Here is a 17663-nt window from a genome sequence, read left to right on the forward strand (position 1 = left end):
AGCTACGAGGATCACATGAAGAAAATCTGGGTACTTGGCGATGCGGTAGTGGATTTGCTGCCCGATGGAGAAGGTCGATTACTGCAGTGTCCCGGCGGCGCGCCGGCGAACGTCGCGGTCGGTATTGCCCGGCTGGGCGGCCAGAGCGCCTTTATCGGCAGGGTTGGCGACGATCCTTTCGGGCGCTTTATGGCGAAAACGCTCGCTGACGAGCGGGTTGACGTGACGTGGATGCGCCTTGACCCGGCGCACCGCACCTCAACGGTGGTGGTCGATCTCGACGACCACGGCGAGCGCTCGTTTACCTTCATGGTGCGCCCGAGCGCCGATCTGTTTCTCGAACCCGACGACCTGCCGACTTTCAGCGCCGGGGAGTGGCTGCACGTCTGCTCCATCGCCTTAAGCGCCGAGCCGAGCCGGACTGCGACGTTTCAGGCGATGGCCGCCATTCGTGAGGCGGGCGGTTACGTCAGCTTCGACCCCAATATTCGCCCGGACCTCTGGCCGGATGAGAACGCACTGCATGGCTGCCTGGAGCAGGCCCTGCAAAGCGCCGACGTGGTGAAACTTTCGGTAGAAGAGCTGGCCTTTTTCACCGGCAGCGCGGAGGTCAACGTTGGTCTGGAGGTGCTGATGCAGCGCTGCCCGGCACGTCTGGTGCTGGTTACCCAGGGAAAAGCGGGCGTAACCGCGTGGCATGAAGGTAGCGTAAAACACTACCCGGCAACGCCTGTGCAGTGCGTCGATACGACCGGTGCGGGCGATGCCTTTGTGGCGGGGCTGCTCTACGGGCTGGCCGCCGGACAGGACCTGACGCCGGTTATCGCGCTCGCCCAGCGCTGCGGCGCGCTGGCCACCACCGCCAAAGGGGCGATGACCGCGTTGCCCTGGCAGCACGACCTGTAATTTCTCCTCTCCTGGCCGCCATCCGGCGGCCTGAATTGTCGCCTCGATCACACTTACTAAATCGGTTTAGCAAAAAAGATTGCCGATCCAAAATTCACAGGTTTAGTATCAGCAACCTAAACCGGTTTAGCAATTTAGCACGTTTAATGACTTCTTTTAGGGATGCGACAAAATGTATAAAAAACGCAGACTTGCCGTGATGATAGGCATGCTGGCCGGAAGTACCTCTGTTTTTGCCCAGACGGATATGTCCAGTATTGAAGCGCGTCTTGCCGCGATGGAGCAGCGCCTTCAGGACGCGGAAACGCGCGCGCAGGTGGCTGAGAAGCGCGCTGCGGCAGCAGAACAAAAAACGCAGCAGCTGGTTGCCGCTCAGCAGCAGGCGCAAACGACAACCCAGGAGGTGGCGCAGCGCACCACCGCGCTGGAGAAGAAGGCGGATCAGACCGGCGGGTTTGAGTTCCACGGCTATGCCCGCTCTGGACTGCTGATGAACGATGCCGCCTCCAGCAGCAAAAGCGGGCCTTACCTGACCCCAGCCGGTGAAACCGGTGGTGCGGTAGGGCGTCTGGGTAACGAAGCAGATACCTACGTCGAGCTGAACCTGGAGCACAAGCAAACCCTGGATAACGGGGCGACCACGCGCTTCAAGGCTATGCTGGCCGACGGTCAGAGAACCTATAACGACTGGTCAGCCGATACCAGCGATCTCAATATTCGTCAGGCCTTCGCGGAGCTGGGCAACCTGCCTGATTTTACCGGCGCGCTGAAGGGCAGCACCTTCTGGGCGGGTAAACGCTTCGACCGCGACAACTTTGATATCCACTGGCTGGATTCCGACGTGGTGTTCCTGGCCGGTACCGGCGGCGGCGTTTACGACGTGAAGTGGAACGATTCGCTGCGCAGCAACTTCTCCATTTACGGCCGCAACTTCGGCAGCGTGGAGCAGACCGACAACAACGTTCAGAACTATATCCTCAGCATGAACCACTTCGCCGGCCCGTTCCAGCTGATGGTGAGCGGCCTGCGGGCGAAGGATAACGACGACCGTAAAGACACTAACGGCGATCTGATTAAAACGGATGCCGCCAATCATGGCGTTCATGCCCTGGTAGGCTTGCATAATGAGAGCTTCTACGGCCTGCGTGAAGGGACCGCCAAAACGGCGCTGCTGTATGGTCACGGGCTGGGGGCGGAGGTGAAAAGCATCGGCTCCGACGGCGCGCTGTTGTCTGAGGCGGATACCTGGCGCTTCGCAAGTTACGGTGTCACGCCAATCGGCGGTGGCTGGAGCGTTGCGCCCGCCGTTCTGGCACAGAGCAGTAAAGATCGCTACGTCAAGGGCGATAGCTATGAGTGGGTAACGCTCAATACCCGCCTGATCAAAGAGGTCACCCAGAATTTCGCGCTGGCGTTTGAGGGAAGCTACCAGTACATGGATTTAAACCCGGAGGGCTATAAGGACCGCAACGCCGTGAACGGCAGTTTCTACAAGCTGACCTTTGCGCCGACGTTAAAAGCGAGCAAAATCGGCGATTTCTTCAGCCGTCCTGAACTGCGCCTGTTTGCCACCTGGATGGACTGGAGCAGCAAACTGGATAATTACGCCAGCGATGATGCCTTTGGCAGCAGCGGCTTCAACGCCGGCGGGGAATGGAACTTTGGGGTCCAGATGGAAACCTGGTTTTAACCCATCACGCTCCCGCCTGGCGGGAGCGTTTCGCACATCATAAAAAGAAGTCAGGCAGAGGTATCTATGGATTTTAATCAAATCGCCCGCGAGCTTATTCCGCTGCTCGGTGGCAAGGAAAACATCGCCAGCGCGGCGCACTGCGCAACGCGTCTTCGTCTGGTGCTGGTTGATGACGCGCTGGCGGATCAGCAGGCCATCGGCAAGGTTGACGGCGTGAAAGGCTGCTTCCGTAACGCCGGGCAGATGCAGGTGATTTTTGGCACGGGCGTGGTCAACAAGGTGTACGCCGCATTTATTCAGGCGGCCGGGATTAGCGAATCCAGCAAATCGGAAGCCGCGGATCTGGCGGCGCGCAAGCTGAACCCGTTCCAGCGCATTGCCCGCTTACTCTCCAACATCTTTGTGCCGATCATTCCCGCGATTGTGGCGTCCGGTCTGCTGATGGGTCTGCTCGGCATGGTGAAAACCTACGGCTGGGTCAATGCGGATAACGCCATCTACATCATGCTGGACATGTGCAGCTCGGCGGCGTTTATCATTCTGCCTATTCTGATTGGCTTTACCGCCGCGCGCGAATTTGGTGGTAACCCGTACCTCGGCGCGACGCTGGGCGGCATTCTGACCCACCCGGCGCTGACCAACGCCTGGGGCGTGGCGTCGGGCTTCCACACCATGAACTTCTTCGGCCTTGAGATCGCGATGATTGGCTATCAGGGCACGGTATTCCCGGTATTGCTGGCCGTCTGGTTCATGAGCATCGTGGAAAAAAACCTGCGCCGCGCAATCCCGGATGCGTTAGACCTGATCCTGACGCCGTTCCTCACCGTCGTCATCTCCGGCTTTATCGCCTTGCTGATTATCGGCCCGGCGGGGCGCGCTCTGGGGGACGGTATCTCCTTTATTCTGAGCACGCTGATCGCCCACGCGGGCTGGCTCGCCGGGCTGCTGTTCGGCGGACTTTACTCGGTGATTGTGATCACTGGTATTCACCACAGCTTCCACGCGATTGAAGCCGGGCTGCTGGGGAATCCGTCGATTGGCGTTAACTTCCTGCTGCCGATCTGGGCCATGGCGAACGTGGCGCAGGGCGGCGCCTGTCTGGCGGTGTGGTTCAAAACCAAAGATGCCAAAATCAAAGCCATTACCCTGCCGTCGGCGTTCTCTGCAATGCTGGGCATCACCGAAGCGGCCATTTTTGGTATCAACCTGCGCTTCGTTAAGCCGTTTATCGCCGCGCTGATTGGCGGTGCGGTGGGCGGGGCCTGGGTGGTCTCCGTGCACGTGTACATGACCGCTGTCGGGCTGACCGCGATTCCGGGCATGGCCATCGTGCAGGCCAGCTCGCTGCTGAACTATATTATCGGCATGGTGATTGCCTTCGGCGTGGCGTTTACCGTCTCACTGCTGCTGAAATATAAAACGGATTCTGAATAATGACGTTACCTTCCCGCTGGCCTGCGATCCTGCAGGCCGTTATGACAGGTCAGCCGCGGGCGCTGGCGGACAGCCATTATCCGCAATGGCACGCCGCGCCGGTGACGGGGCTGATGAACGACCCGAACGGGTTTATCTGGTTTGCTGGCCGCTATCACCTGTTTTATCAGTGGAACCCGCTGGACTGCGGGCATCGCTTTAAGTGCTGGGGGCACTGGAGTTCTGCGGACCTGGTGCACTGGCAGCATGAGCCGCTGGCGCTCATGCCCGACGAAGCGTATGACCGCAACGGCTGCTACTCCGGTAGCGCCGTCGATAACCAGGGTGTACTGACCCTGTGCTACACCGGCAACGTCAAGTTCGATGACGGCAGCCGCACCGCCTGGCAGTGCCTGGCCGTGGAACAGCCGGACGGGACCTTCAGGAAGCTGGGGCCGGTGCTGGCGCTGCCGGAAGGCTACACCGGCCACGTGCGCGACCCGAAGGTGTGGCGGCACGACGGGGACTGGTACATGGTGCTCGGCGCGCAGGATGTGCAGAAGCGCGGCAAGGTGCTGCTCTTTAAATCAGCCGATTTGCACGCCTGGACATCCTGCGGGGAGATCGCCGGTCACGGGGTTAACGGCCTGACGGACGCGGGCTATATGTGGGAGTGTCCGGACCTGTTTTCCCTCGACGGGACGCACGTCCTGATCTGCTGCCCGCAGGGGCTGGCGCGCGAGCCGCATCGCTACCTCAATACCTATCCGGCCACCTGGATGAGCGGGGCGTTTGACTATGCCCGCGCGACGTTCGATCACGGCGAGCTGAACGAGCTGGACGCGGGCTTTGAATTCTACGCCCCGCAAACCACGCTGGCGGAAGACGGACGCCGCATCCTGATCGGCTGGATGGGCGTACCGGACGGGGAAGAGATGCTTCAGCCCACGCGGGCGCACGGCTGGATGCACCAGATGACCTGCCCGCGAGAATTGCGCTTCCGCGACGGCAGGCTCTGGCAAACCCCGGCGCGCGAGCTGGCGGCGTTGCGTGAAGATGAGCAGCACTGGCAGGGGCGCGCCAGCGACGCGCCCGAACTGGACGCGACGCGTCTGGAGTTTGAGCTGAGCGCATCGCAGGTGAATGTCGATTTTGGCGGCGCGCTGCGTCTCATGGTCGATGAGCAGGGTATACGTCTTGAACGCGCGAGCCTGAAAACCGGTGAAACATTGGCCCGCTACTGGCAGGGCGACGTCCGTCATTTGCGCGTCCTGTGCGACCGCTCCAGCGTCGAAATCTTCATTAACCATGGCGAAGGGGTAATGAGCAGCCGCTATTTTCCTGACCATCCGGCCCGGGTGCGATTCGAAGGTGCGTCCGATATCACATTACGCTACTGGTCGCTGCGCGCCTGCATGATAGAATGAGGGTTTTGGCAGCCGGATCTAAGTCGTTGTGAGAAAAACAAAACGCGTCACCATTAAAGACATCGCGGAGCTGGCGGGGGTGTCAAAAGCCACCGCCAGCCTGGTCCTGAACGGCCGCAGCAAAGAGCTTCGCGTGGCGGAAGAGACGCGCGAGCGCGTGCTGGCAATTGCAAAAGAGCACCACTATCAGCCCAGCATTCACGCCCGATCGCTGCGCGATAACCGCAGCCACACCATTGGTCTGGTGGTCCCGGAGATCACCAACTACGGTTTTGCCGTCTTTTCTCATGAGCTGGAAACGCTGTGCCGCGAGGCGGGCGTTCAGCTGCTGATCTCCTGCAGCGATGAAAATCCGGGGCAGGAGACGGTGGTGGTGAACAACATGGTGGCGCGTCAGGTGGACGGGCTGATTGTGGCCTCCAGCATGCTCAACGACGCGGACTACCATAAGCTGAGCGAGCAGCTGCCGGTGGTTCTGTTTGACCGCCACATCAACGACAGCGCGCTGCCGCTGGTGATCACCGATTCCATCACCCCGACGACCGAACTGGTGGCGGACATTGCGCGCCAGCACCCTGATGAATTCTACTTCCTCGGCGGCCAGCCCCGTTTATCCCCGACGCGCGACCGCCTGGAAGGCTTTAAGCAAGGGCTGCGTGAGGCAGGCGTGGCGCTGCGCCCCGAGTGGATCATTCACGGCAACTATCACCCGAGCTCCGGTTACGAGATGTTTGCTGAACTCTGCGCCCGCCTGGGGCGTCCGCCGAAAGCGCTCTTCGCTGCCGCCTGCGGGCTGCTGGAAGGGGTGCTGCGCTATATGGGCCAGCATAACCTGCTGCAAAGCGATATCAGGTTAGCCAGTTTTGACGATCACTATCTCTACGATTCGCTGACGATCCCGGTGGATACCATCCGCCAGGATAACCGCCAGCTGGCGTGGCACTGCTTTGATTTGATTAGCAAACTGATCGAGGGCGAGACCCCGGAACCGTTGCAACGCAAGCTGGCGGCCACCCTGCAGCGGCGCTATAAGTCAGCGAAATAGCCCGGTTCGATACTTCAATAACTTTAATTAATTTAAGTTTTGGAATGGCCGATAACCATAAGGAATAATTCTCCTTGAGGTATTGGTTTATGTCGTTGAAAAAGTCGTCCCTGATAGTCCTGTTCTCGCTGCTTTTCTTCTTTGTTGTCAGCACCGTCACCAGCGTTGGCCTCATCATTAAAAGTAATAATTCCCTGGATAACGTCAACAAAGAGATCCAGGTTGTGCTGTCCATTATTGACCCCATCAACCACAGCCGTACGCTGCGCGTGCGGGTGATGGAGTATGTGAAGATGGTGGAAGCGGGCAACGCGGCGGACGGCGCTGCAAAGCTGACCGCCGTGAAAGAGGCGCTGACCAAAGCGGACCACGCCTTTGCGGCCTTTATGGCGTCGCCGCGCCTGAGCGATGAAGCGTCGCTGGTCACTGCCTATCAGGACGCCTGGCAGAACTACCGCAACCAGGGGCTGGCGCCGCTGATCGACGCCGCCGAGGCGCACGATGTCGCCAAATTTAACGCGCTCATCCCGGAAGTCTCCCGCCTCGACCGCCAGTACGAGATCGTTCTCGACCAGGTCCTTTCCGTCCACCAGAAATACGCCAAAAGCCTGAACGAAGATGCGAGCAGTAGCTTCGTCTCCGGCCTGGCGATCGTTGCTGCTATCGCCAGCCTGTTTGTGGTGGTGATTATCGCCGTTAGCCTGCTGATGAAGCGCTTTGTCTTTGCGCCGATCAACCTGGCGCGCGAGCACTGCAGCCAGATTGCGGCAGGCAAGCTGGACATTCCGGTGCCGGTGAAGGGGAGTACAGGCAACGAAATCGACCATCTAATGGGCTCGATGGAGCAGATGCGTCAGGCGCTGCTGGCGACCATCGCCCAGGTGCGCGATGCGAGTCATACCGTGACGCACGCCGCCCAGGAGATTGCCTCCGGGAATATCGACCTGGCGTCACGCACCGAGCAGCAGGCTTCGGCGTTAACCCAGACGGCGGCCAGCATGGAAGAGCTGAGCGCGACGGTGGCGAACAATACCGATAATGTGTATCAGGCCGGGAAACTGGTGCAGGACGCGGTGAAAAATGCCCACACCGGTGAAGCGGTAACCCGTGAAGTCATCGACACGATGAATACCATCGCGGCGAACTCGAAGCGCATTGAAGACATCACCAGCGTGATTAACAGCATCGCCTTCCAGACCAACATCCTGGCGCTGAACGCGGCGGTTGAAGCGGCGCGCGCCGGTACGCAGGGACGCGGCTTTGCGGTGGTGGCCAGCGAAGTGCGCACTCTGGCGCAGAAAAGCGCGGTGGCGGCGAAAGACATCGAAAGCCTGATCGCGCAGTCGGTCTCCAGCGTGAAAAACGGTGCGGAGCTGGTGAGCCGCTCGGGCGAGGTGATTGACGCGATCATTTCGTCGGTGAATAAAGTGAATACGCTGATGGAGCAGATCTCCGTCGCCTCTGAAGAGCAGAGCCGCGGGATCGGCCAGGTCGGGCAGGCGGTGACCGAGATGGATGGCGTCACCCAGCAGAACGCCGCACTGGTGCAGCAGTCCGCCGCCGCAGCGGCCTCGCTGGAAGAGCAGGCGCAGCAGCTTTCACGGAGTATTTCGAGTTTTAGTTTGCCGGTGCAGGCTTGATTTTTTGAAATAGGCTTAAATAGGAAGTGACTGTAGAGCGAAATAGTCAATGTATTTTAACTTTGTTAATGATAATTAAAAGTTGAGTTTTATTTGGTGATTTCTAGCCCCAGCACTAAGTGTTGGGGCGGTTTTTTTATCGATTAAGAAATTCGTAAACAGGAGTTAGGTTTATTTGTAATTTTTTAGAACGATGTAAGTTTGACATTAATAAAGTGCATGTAACATCAGTATTACTGAATTTGCTTCCCAATTTAGTATTTAGCTTCATAACGCTATCTTTTAGATATCGCTGAAGTGCAACCTTTAACATTTTACCAGGGAAATCATAGATTATGTTTCCAGATGAATTATATTGTTCAGAATAATGCTGCTCTGCAGTTTCAACGTCATATCCATTTGGATATAACTTAGTAATAAGGTCGTCAACTTTTTTTGGACATACATTCCAACTATTATCCTTGCAAATGAATGCATCGCTCCAACTTTGCGCATCGCAACCTTCGTTATTTAATCTTACAGCCTCCACAGTTTGATAATAATATACGGCGTGAAAAAGTTTAATTAAAAGCGGAGTGCTATGTTCTATAAATTCGTCCATGTTAAACACGTCTTTTACAGCTTCTAATTTGAGCTTTATAGACATGGCGACAACAGCTTTTAAAACGTCTTCACAAAAATAGAAGTTTTCTATTGAATATCTTTCTAAGTGAACTAGTTTCTCATTATGACAGTCCAAAACATCAAAGTCGCGATCGATGATAAATATGCAATTACTCAGGCTAGGGTTTTCATTAATAAATGTTTTTATCCGAGGTTTGCCACCCGAATGAATAACATCGAAGTCTATATCTTCGTCCGTACTTGCCGATATGATATTTTCATAGATAGGAACATCATCGCTACCTTCAACGACAATAAATTTTAATGTTCGCTGCATGTCTATTCTTCGAAGGTTTTCTTCGATGTCATAAGTAGGAGTGCCAGCCATTATTTGCAGTCCTCTAGATTGATTTTGTTGATACCTTTAGTAAATATGGCGGGTGAATGTGTGGCAACTATTATCTGGGATAAAGGTGAAAGTTTTTTAATGGAATTTAATATTTTTCTTTGCCAGTCAAGATGAAGAGAAAGTTCAGGCTCGTCAGCTACAAATACCGCCCCATTCATGTTAGAAAGAGTTGCTCTGCCAAGTATGGTTATAATATGTTTTTCACCGGACGATAAGTCGGTTAATTCAATTTTTCTTTTTTTAGAGAAGATTTTAAAATCCCCATCTTCTGATAACTTGAATATTTTTGAATTGTTAAAATATGAGTTAACTTCATTTTCATAATCTGTGAATATTTTCCAGATTTGGTCTTTCTGATTTTGCATATTCTCAACGTCTTCCACAATCGATAGAAAACGGTCATAAATATTTGTGATGGAGAATAATGTCATGTAAGTATTATTGAACTTTTCTTGGGATCTTCGACGGGCTTCCAGTTCTTTTTCATTATTTGTGATTTTGAAACTTGAAAGTTCTGCATATTCTGTTCGGCATTTATAACCAAGATCAGACCATAATTGGAAATGCTCTTTTACTTTTTCTTCAGGTACATCAATGTTAGCATCTTTTAACTTCTTAAAATAGCTATTGCCATCAACAGTATTGTCTGGGCTATTCATTACTTTAGAAACAGAATGCAATGCTTTTTTAGACTGAGTAATGAGTTTTTGGTCAATCATTACTTTTTCAATTATTCTCGACTTAAGGTTTTCTAAAGAAGCTGTTATTTGTTTGCGACGAGCGTTAACTTCATCTATGAATTGTGACTGTATTGAGGAAATGACTCTAAAACTAGGGTCCATGATTTCAGTAATTTGTTTGTGATGGATTCTTTTCTTTCTAAGAACCATTTGTAAATATTCATCATGGCCTCCTTCATTAAAAATTTCGCTATCATGCACCCTTAATAATGGAACATGAGTGAGTGTAAGTTCGGAGAGTACCTTCTTCTTAAAATTCTCTATCTTGGCGGAAATGGAATTTTCAACTTCCTCCCAATAACCTGGTAGTTGATTATTTCCGTAAAAAGGGATTTCGATAAAATCAGGGTCATTAACGATTTCAATCTTTATGTACCCAGTTTCGAGCTTACTATCTATGATTTCAGGGTTTTTTTTGCGGACAATAATGAATTTTTTAGCCCTAACTTGTCCTGTTTTTGCTGTATATAAAGAAAGGGACTCAAAGGGCACAGTCTTAAGCTTATTTAAATCACAACTTAGCGAACTTACGATTAAATTAATTATAGAAGTCTTTCCTGTGCCGTTATCCCCATAAATACAATTGGCTCCTTCAATAAAATCAATAGAATAATTATTGTTTTTTCGAACAGTCCCTCGATTACAACTTTTCGTAAATAGTTTTCCATTTTATTCTCGATTAATGTTACTGGTATTTTGACTAACCTCTTGAAATGTTACCACATATACATGGAAGCTAAATAGTACCAACTAGAAATTTTAAAAAATCCTAAAAACCAGAAAGCACCTTGATTTACTATTTCATCTGAAACTATTTCATATCAAATTATAACGGTGGGTTGAGTTGATTTGTGATTGTTAAAAGTGGAGAATTAGGGAGTTTACTTCTGAGAGTTGAGGGTGATTTTTACAGTAAAAATCTTGAGTAATTGATGGATTTGAAACAATGGGTGCAACTAACAGATGTGTCTTTGTATGAACTCATACTATCAAATTAAATAACTTCACAGACCTCATGTGGAATGACTTAGCCAAACATATAAGACTCAGAGATTTCACGCACTAATCCTCAACTCGAACCTCAACATTTTTTCACTCATCCCAGCAATATTTCCCTCCCTCATCCGTCTACCTCATCACACGCCATAATCAATTACTGTAAACGAGGTAAACACCATGAGAGATTTTGAACTGCACGGCAGAGGTCACGGGCGCGGATTCGGTCGCCACCGTATGGGCAAAGGTTTAATCATCGGCGCGGTGATTTTCATCGTGCTCGGCCTTCTGATGATGTCCCTGTGGAACGCCTTGCTCCCGGCCATCCTCGGCGTGAAGGCCATCGGATTCTGGCAGGCGCTGGGCATTCTGGTGCTGAGCCGCATTCTGTTTGGCGGGCTGGGTTTCCGCCCCGGGATGTTTGGCGCGCACCGCCGCATGCACGAGCGCTGGATGAACATGACGCCCGAACAGCGTGAGGCGTTTATTCAGCAGCGCCGTGAAGGGTTTGGTCGCCACGGACGCGGTCACTGCGGCTGGCACGGCCATCGTGACGATAAGCGCGATGACGCTACGCCAAAAGCGCCGGACGCGGAGTGAGCGAGATGAAAGCCGGGGAGGCGGGCGGATCCATGCTGATGTCGGCGCTCAATGCCTGCCGCGCCCGGCTGAAAGCCTTCATTCGCGGACGGACCTCCGTGCGCGATGATGCCGACGACATTTTGCAGGAAGTGACGTATCAGCTGATGAAAGTGGAGCAGCCGGTCGAAAACGTTGCCGCCTGGCTGTTCCGCGCGGCGCGTAACGAAATGACCGACCGGGCGCGTAAGAAGCGCGAGGTGTCGCTCTCCGGCTATTTTACGGGCGAAGATGACGACGGTTATCCGGAAGACGAGCTGGCCGAAACCCTGTTCGGCGTACCGCACACGCCGGAGGAGGAGTACCTCAAAACGCTGCTGTGGGAAGAGCTGGGCCAGGCGCTGTCTGAACTCTCGCCGCCGCAGCGGGAGGTATTTGAAAAGACCGAGCTCCACGGCTACAGCATTAAAATGCTGGCAGAGGAGACCGGCGCCAGCGAACAGGCGCTGTTATCCCGCAAGCACAAGGCGGTGCTGTTTCTGCGCACGCGGCTGCGGGACGTCTATGACGCGCTGACGGGCGAATAGCGGCGGCAGACAAAACCTTACACTTCCGGCACTTGTAGATTCATCACTATCGTTTATGATCGGGGCGTCTTGTCACTCTGGAATGTTATGCGCAACCGTCAGCTCCTCGGAAAATGGCTTTTGATTATCACCTGTCTCGCGATGGCGCTTTGCCTCGTACAGCGTGCGGTGATGCTCAATCATTTTTTACAGGGACTGGATCCGCAGATTTCGCTGAGTGCTGATGCCCCAACGCAAACCAGCACCGAGCAGTCCGGGCCATCGCCCTGTCAGCTGGGCGCACACTCGCTTCTCTGCGCCCAGCCGCTGTTCTTCGACGGTGCGTTACCGGCCATTATTATCTTCTTCGCGCTGCTGCAGCTGTTTACGCAAGGGCGGGCACTGGTTCCCGTGGAACAGCCCGTTCAGGCGCCGCCTCCCCGAATACACCTGAAAAACTGCGTTTTCCGTGAATGAAAAACATCGTCCTCACACGATAATTTTTCACTGTTCACGGAGTACAACATGGTTAACCTCTTCAGGGGATTCGTCTTCCTGTGGCTGTCCTGCATCGGCATTGTCCATGCGGCGGACACCGGCTGGCTGGTCTCCCCACAAAACGATCACGCCCGCATCCGCTTTCAGGCGGAGAGGGAACAAACGCACATTAAGGGTCTGCTCACCGTTGAGCTAAAGCCCGGCTGGAAAACCTACTGGCGATCGCCGGGCGAGGGCGGCGTGGCCCCGAAAATCAGCTGGCCGGACGGCGTAACGGACAGCTGGTCCTGGCCGGTACCGTCGCGTTTCGATATCTCCGGCATGACGACGCAGGGCTATCACGATAAGGTCACTATCCCGATCGTTCTCGACGGGGTGAAGGGCGACACGCTCGACGGGACGCTCACGCTCTCCACGTGCAGCAACGTTTGTCTGCTGACGGACTACCCGCTGCATCTCGATTTTACCCAGCCGGTGGATGAGGGCTTCCGCAGCGCCTTCGGGCAAGCGATGCGCGCCGTTCCGGGCTCATCAGGCGTGTCGTCGGATCTTTCCGCCTGGCTCTCTGGCGACAAGCTGGTGATTACCGGCACCACGGACGGGAAATGGGACAATCCGGGGATCTACTTTGACCCGCTGGAGGGCGATATTCTGCCCGGCGAGCCGGTCATTAAACACGACGGCACTGCGCTTCGGGTGACGGTGCCCGTGACCGACGAATGGGGAGACAAACCCGCCTCGCTGGCAGGCAAGAGGCTGTCGTTTGTGCTGACCAACGGCGATCGGGCACAGCAAACCACCATGAGCGTTGGGACAACGCCCGAAGAGACCTCCGTGCCGGACGGGACGGGAAAAATGGTGCTCTTTGCGCTATTAGGCGGGCTGATCCTGAACCTGATGCCCTGCGTGCTGCCGGTAATGGGCATGAAGCTTAACAGCATCCTGCAGGCGGGATCGGACAGGCGTGCCATCCGGTTGCGCTTTCTGGCCACCAGCGCCGGGATCCTCACCTCCTTCATGCTGCTGGCCGGGATGGTCACCGCGCTGAAGCTGGCCGGAGCGTCGCTGGGGTGGGGCATTCAGTTCCAGAACCCGTGGTTTATCGGCCTGATGGTTGCCGTGACCTTCCTGTTTGCGCTGAACCTGTTTGGGGCGTTTGAAATGCTGCTCCCTTCTGCCGCCGCAGGACGGCTGGCGACGGCAGGGGGATCGGGGATTGGCGGCAGCTTCTGCGAAGGGATGTTCGCCACGCTGCTGGCAACGCCGTGCTCCGCGCCGTTCCTCGGTACCGCGGTCGCCTTTGCCCTTGGCGCGCCGCTGCACGCCCTGTGGCTTATCTTCATGATGCTCGGCGTGGGCATGAGCCTGCCGTGGCTGTTCGTTGCCCTGGTGCCGAAAGCGGCCATGCTGCTGCCGAAACCCGGCCGCTGGATGAACACGCTCAGGGTCATCCTTGGCCTGATGATGCTGGCCTCCAGCCTCTGGCTGGCGACGCTGTTGAGCGTGCATCTGGGCGAGGCGGTCAGCCAGATCGTGATGCTGGCGCTGACTGCCGCTGCGCTGGTGCTGTTCGCGCTGAAGGGGCAAAAATCTTCGCTCTTGTTCTGGCTGGTGGTCATCGCGCTGTCGGCGTTCGGCGGGTATCAGCTGCGCGGTCTGCTTAACGCGCCGCCTGACGCTCCTGCACAAAGCGTTGCGCAGACTATCCCGTGGCAGCCGCTCAGTGAAGAGGCTATCGAGAACGCGCTGGCGCAGGGGAAACGGGTGTTTGTGGATATCTCCGCGGACTGGTGCGTGACGTGCAAAGTTAACGAGCACCGCGTACTCAGTCAGCCGGACGTGATTGCCGCGCTGCGCCAGCCGGACGTGGTGGCCCTGCGCGGGGACTGGAGCCAGCCGTCCGCGTTTATCGCGGATTTTCTGGCGAAGCGAAACCGCTACGCCATTCCGTTTAACGCGGTGTATGGCCCCGGCCTGCCTGATGGCGAGATCCTCTCGCCGCTGCTGGACAAGCGCACCTTGGTCACCACCCTGAACAACGCAAAAGGCTAACTGTGTCATGAAAAAATTCCTTATTACGCTTCTGCTCCTGCTGGCCCCGCTTCAGGTATTCGCCGCGCAGCCGCTGACGCCGGACCAGGAGCAGCGCGCGCAGAAGATAATCGCTGATTTCCTGTTTAACGATCCAAACTCCCCGCGCATCGGCGCGAAAAACCCAAAGCTCACCCTGGTGGTGTTTACCGACTACAACTGCCCGTACTGTAAAAAATTCGATCCGTACCTGGAGAAGATTGTCGAAAAACACCCGGACGTGGCGGTGGTGTTTAAGTTTTTACCTTTCCGCTCGGACAGTTCGCTGACCGCCGCACGAGACGCGTTAACCGTCTGGCGTGCGCATCCTGAGCAGTTTATGAAGCTGAACCACACCCTGATGGCGAAAAAGGGGTACCACGATGACGCCAGCATTCAGGAGGCGCAAAAGCGGGCGGGCGTGAACGTGACGACGCCGGACGAGGAGAGTTTTCTGACGATCAGGCGCAGCCTCATTGTGGCGGAAAAAATGGGGATCCAGGGCACGCCCGCCACGCTTATCGGCGAGGGGCTGCTTCCCGGCTGGGTGCCGTTCGAACAATTCGACGAAATGGTCAGTGAAGCACTGAAAAACCGCTAACCTGAAGGGGGCGAAATGCCCCCGATAAACCGGAGAGGGAAATGAAAAAATTACTGTTACTTTCGGCGCTGGCGACGTCAGGGCTGGTACAGGCGGCTGAAGCCATACCGGATGTGGTGAAGCAGTTCAGCGAGCAGCAGCAGATCAACATCATCAAGAAGCTGGATGCGCCGGGCGGGGCGCCAGCCTGGCTGGGGCAGTATCAGGATATGGGCGTGACGCTCTTTTTAACCCCGGACGGCAAACACGTCATTTCGGGCTATCTGTACGATGACAAAGGAAAAAACCTCAGCGAAGGGGTTTTCCAGAAAGAGATCTACGCCCCGATGGGACGCGAGATGTGGAAGAACCTCAACGCGGCGCATCCCCTGAAGGAAGGGGCGGATAGCGCCCCGCGCAAGGTCTTTGTCTTTGCCGATCCGTTCTGTCCGTACTGCAAGCAGTTCTGGTCCGAGGCGCAGCCGTGGGTGAAGGCCGGTAAGGTGCAGCTCAATACGCTGCTGGTGGCGTTTCTCAACCCTAACAGCGGGCGCAACGCCGCCGCCATTCTGAATGCGAAAGATCCGGTTTCGGCCTGGCGCGAATACGAGCTTTCCGGCGGCAAAAAACTGCCCAAGCCTGAAGGGGACGCTTCTCGCGAAACGGTAGAGATCCTGCAGAAGCACCAGACGCTGATGGACAGCCTGGGCGCTAACGCCACGCCCGCAATTTACTATCTGAATGCGGAAAACGAGCTGCAGCAGGTGGTGGGGATGCCGGATGCGCAGCAGCTCGAGGCGATGTTCGGGCCGAAGCCGTAAAAAACAGGCAGAAACGGGCGTTTCTGCCTGGTGGTCACTCAGCTACCCCAGCGTCCACGGAGATAGTTTACCGCCTGCTGGGTCTGCGGCTGGTTCAGGTAATCTTCCCGGAACAGGATGGTGCCGTTGACGTTGGGCAGCGAATCGTTGAGATCGAGCTGCTTTTTCAGCTCCGGCACGCCGCCCTGAACCGTCCAGTCCGGCTCTTTTTTCGACGGCTCGCCCACCTTGTAGAACGCAATGCCGATATACAGGCGAGTGTGGGTCGGCTTCACCACGTCGGCCCACCATCTGGTCAGCACGTCGTAGCGCGCGGCATCCCGGGAGAAGGGCCAGTAAATCTGCGGCGCGATGTAGTCCAGCAGGCCCTGCTGCACCCACTGACGCGTATCGGCGTAGGATTCATCATAGGCCGCGGCGCCGCGGGTGTCGGAGCCTGCCGGGTCAAAGGAGCGGTTGCGCCACACGCCCGCCGGGCTGACGCCAAACTCCACGTTGGGTTTTGTCTGCTTGATCGCGCGGGAGACCTGGACAATCAGCTGCTGCGTGTTGTGTCTTCGCCAGTCGGCTTTTGAGGCAAACCCCTGGCCGTACTGCCGCCAGCTCTGCGCGTCATTGAGCGCGGATCCCGGCGATTCGGCATAGAAGTAATCATCAAACTGCACGCCGTCTACCGGGTAGTTCGCCACCACTTCGGTGACCACTTTGGTTATCCAGTCGCGCACCTCCGGAATGCCCGGGTCGAGCACAAAGCGGTCACCCGAGATGCGGACCCATTCCGGATGCTGGACATAAACGCTGGACGGCGTCTGGGATGACGTCCGGTTCAGGGCGGCGATGGTGGACGGTTTGGTGTTGGTCGACACGCGATAGGGGTTAAACCAGGCATGGACCTTCATGCCGCGCTTGTGCGCTTCATCAAGCATAAACTGCAGCGGATCGTATCCCGGATACTCACCGATGTTGCCGGTCAGCATATCTGACCACGGTAAAATTTTGGATGACCAGAGCGCCGTGCTGTCCGGCTTCACCTGAAAAAATACCGTGTTGATGCCGAGCTGCTTAAGGTTGTCGAGCTTTGCGATCAGCGCCTGCTTTTGCATCGCCATGCGCTGGTCCGCGCTGCGGCCATTCACCGAGGCCACCGGCGGCCAGTCAAGACGCGAGACGGTCGCCAGCCAGATGCCGCGCATCGGGGCGTTTGCCTGCGGCGTCGGTTTACTGACGGTGGGAAGAGGGGTAACCAGCGATTTGGGTGGTTTTGAGGAGCAGCTTACAAGTAAAAGCGCGCAGGCAGCCAGCGCACCAATCCGTTTTACGTGTCGCGTCATTTGCGTATTAGCTCTTGATAATCCTGCTGTTGGCCCAGGGATTAAAGGCGGGCGCCGCCTGCTCTGTATTTCCCTCATCGCTGAGAGAGTCCAGATACAGGGCTTCAACCTCCGCGCGCGCCCACGGGGTGCGGCGCAGAAATTTCAGGCTCGATTTAACGCTGGGGTCTTTTCTGAAACAGTTAATTTTGATGCGGTCACCCAACTCGCTCCAGCCATATTTCGCCACCAGGGCGTTGACCATCATCTCCAGCGTTACGCCATGCAAAGGATCTTTGGAAATATGTGCAGTCATAGGCGTCCGGATGTCTCGATTTTTAGGGGATTGGGGTAAACGCTGAAAGGG

The 17663-nt window shown here is 55.7% G+C and carries 16 protein-coding genes; 12 read left to right on the top strand and 4 right to left on the bottom strand.

The genetic code is table 11. The annotated features are described in order from the left end of the window. Nucleotides 1-15 precede the first annotated feature (15 nt). The 6 genes from FHC52_RS07455 to FHC52_RS07480 all read left to right on the top strand — a co-directional run bounded on the left by FHC52_RS07455 (nucleotide 16) and on the right by FHC52_RS07480 (nucleotide 8124). On the top strand, nucleotides 16-906 hold the full coding sequence (locus tag FHC52_RS07455; protein WP_032674834.1) for an aminoimidazole riboside kinase: 891 nt from the start codon (nucleotides 16-18) through the stop codon (nucleotides 904-906). Between the two features lie 172 nt (nucleotides 907-1078). Continuing rightward, a complete protein-coding gene (locus FHC52_RS07460) occupies nucleotides 1079-2596 on the top strand; it encodes a carbohydrate porin (protein WP_021240175.1) in 1518 nt (505 codons plus the stop codon). A 66-nt stretch (nucleotides 2597-2662) separates the two neighbouring features. Continuing rightward, nucleotides 2663-4033, top strand: a complete 1371-nt coding sequence (locus FHC52_RS07465; RefSeq protein ID WP_023619263.1) for a sucrose-specific PTS transporter subunit IIBC — start codon at nucleotides 2663-2665, stop codon at nucleotides 4031-4033. Next, nucleotides 4033-5439, top strand: coding sequence for a sucrose-6-phosphate hydrolase (locus tag FHC52_RS07470; RefSeq protein WP_126287874.1), 1407 nt, complete (start codon nucleotides 4033-4035; stop codon nucleotides 5437-5439). The genes FHC52_RS07465 and FHC52_RS07470 overlap by 1 nt, the downstream gene beginning before the upstream one ends. A 28-nt stretch (nucleotides 5440-5467) precedes the next feature. Further along, nucleotides 5468-6484, top strand: a complete 1017-nt coding sequence (locus tag FHC52_RS07475) for a LacI family DNA-binding transcriptional regulator (protein WP_047748887.1) — start codon at nucleotides 5468-5470, stop codon at nucleotides 6482-6484. An 89-nt stretch (nucleotides 6485-6573) separates the two neighbouring features. Continuing rightward, entirely contained in the window at nucleotides 6574-8124 is a 1551-nt protein-coding gene (locus tag FHC52_RS07480; protein ID WP_126287876.1) for a methyl-accepting chemotaxis protein, read from the top strand. 136 nt (nucleotides 8125-8260) lie between these two features. On the opposite strand, the gene FHC52_RS07485 is transcribed toward FHC52_RS07480, so the two are convergent. Both FHC52_RS07485 and FHC52_RS07490 read right to left on the bottom strand, forming a co-directional pair. Beyond that, entirely contained in the window at nucleotides 8261-9115 is an 855-nt protein-coding gene (locus FHC52_RS07485) for a DUF4435 domain-containing protein (RefSeq protein WP_126287878.1), read from the bottom strand. Beyond that, on the bottom strand, nucleotides 9115-10482 hold the full coding sequence (locus FHC52_RS07490) for an AAA family ATPase (RefSeq protein ID WP_220420018.1): 1368 nt from the start codon (nucleotides 10480-10482) through the stop codon (nucleotides 9115-9117). Before FHC52_RS07490 ends, FHC52_RS07485 begins: the two co-directional genes overlap by 1 nt. Before the next feature lie 570 nt (nucleotides 10483-11052). Here FHC52_RS07490 and FHC52_RS07495 point away from each other — a divergent pair. From FHC52_RS07495 to dsbG, 6 genes are all read left to right on the top strand, one after another. After that, nucleotides 11053-11472 (top strand): hypothetical protein, encoded by a 420-nt coding sequence (locus FHC52_RS07495; RefSeq protein WP_220420002.1) that lies wholly within the window; start codon nucleotides 11053-11055, stop codon nucleotides 11470-11472. A gap of 5 nt (nucleotides 11473-11477) precedes the next feature. After that, a complete protein-coding gene (locus FHC52_RS07500) occupies nucleotides 11478-12038 on the top strand; it encodes an RNA polymerase sigma factor (protein WP_126287985.1) in 561 nt (186 codons plus the stop codon). Between the two features lie 87 nt (nucleotides 12039-12125). After that, nucleotides 12126-12494 (top strand): hypothetical protein, encoded by a 369-nt coding sequence (locus FHC52_RS07505; protein WP_126287882.1) that lies wholly within the window; start codon nucleotides 12126-12128, stop codon nucleotides 12492-12494. Between the two features lie 48 nt (nucleotides 12495-12542). Continuing rightward, nucleotides 12543-14567: a protein-disulfide reductase DsbD gene (locus tag FHC52_RS07510; protein WP_128299274.1), complete on the top strand. Its 2025-nt coding sequence runs from the start codon at nucleotides 12543-12545 to the stop codon at nucleotides 14565-14567. Between the two features lie 7 nt (nucleotides 14568-14574). Further along, entirely contained in the window at nucleotides 14575-15186 is a 612-nt protein-coding gene (locus FHC52_RS07515) for a DsbA family protein (RefSeq protein WP_126287886.1), read from the top strand. 41 nt (nucleotides 15187-15227) lie between these two features. Beyond that, nucleotides 15228-15986, top strand: coding sequence for a thiol:disulfide interchange protein DsbG (gene dsbG, locus FHC52_RS07520; protein WP_126287888.1), 759 nt, complete (start codon nucleotides 15228-15230; stop codon nucleotides 15984-15986). Nucleotides 15987-16024: 38 nt separating this feature from the next. On the opposite strand, the gene FHC52_RS07525 is transcribed toward dsbG, so the two are convergent. Next, nucleotides 16025-17317 carry a glycoside hydrolase family 10 protein gene (locus tag FHC52_RS07525; protein WP_126287890.1) on the bottom strand — a complete coding sequence of 431 codons (1293 nt, stop codon included), beginning with the start codon at nucleotides 17315-17317 and terminating at the stop codon, nucleotides 16025-16027. 7 nt (nucleotides 17318-17324) lie between these two features. After that, entirely contained in the window at nucleotides 17325-17612 is a 288-nt protein-coding gene (locus FHC52_RS07530) for a VF530 family DNA-binding protein (protein WP_023292372.1), read from the bottom strand. Between the last annotated feature and the right edge of the window lie 51 nt (nucleotides 17613-17663).

The sequence above is a fragment of the Enterobacter sp. EC_64 genome (assembly GCF_019584165.1).
GTDB lineage: Bacteria > Pseudomonadota > Gammaproteobacteria > Enterobacterales > Enterobacteriaceae > Enterobacter > Enterobacter roggenkampii.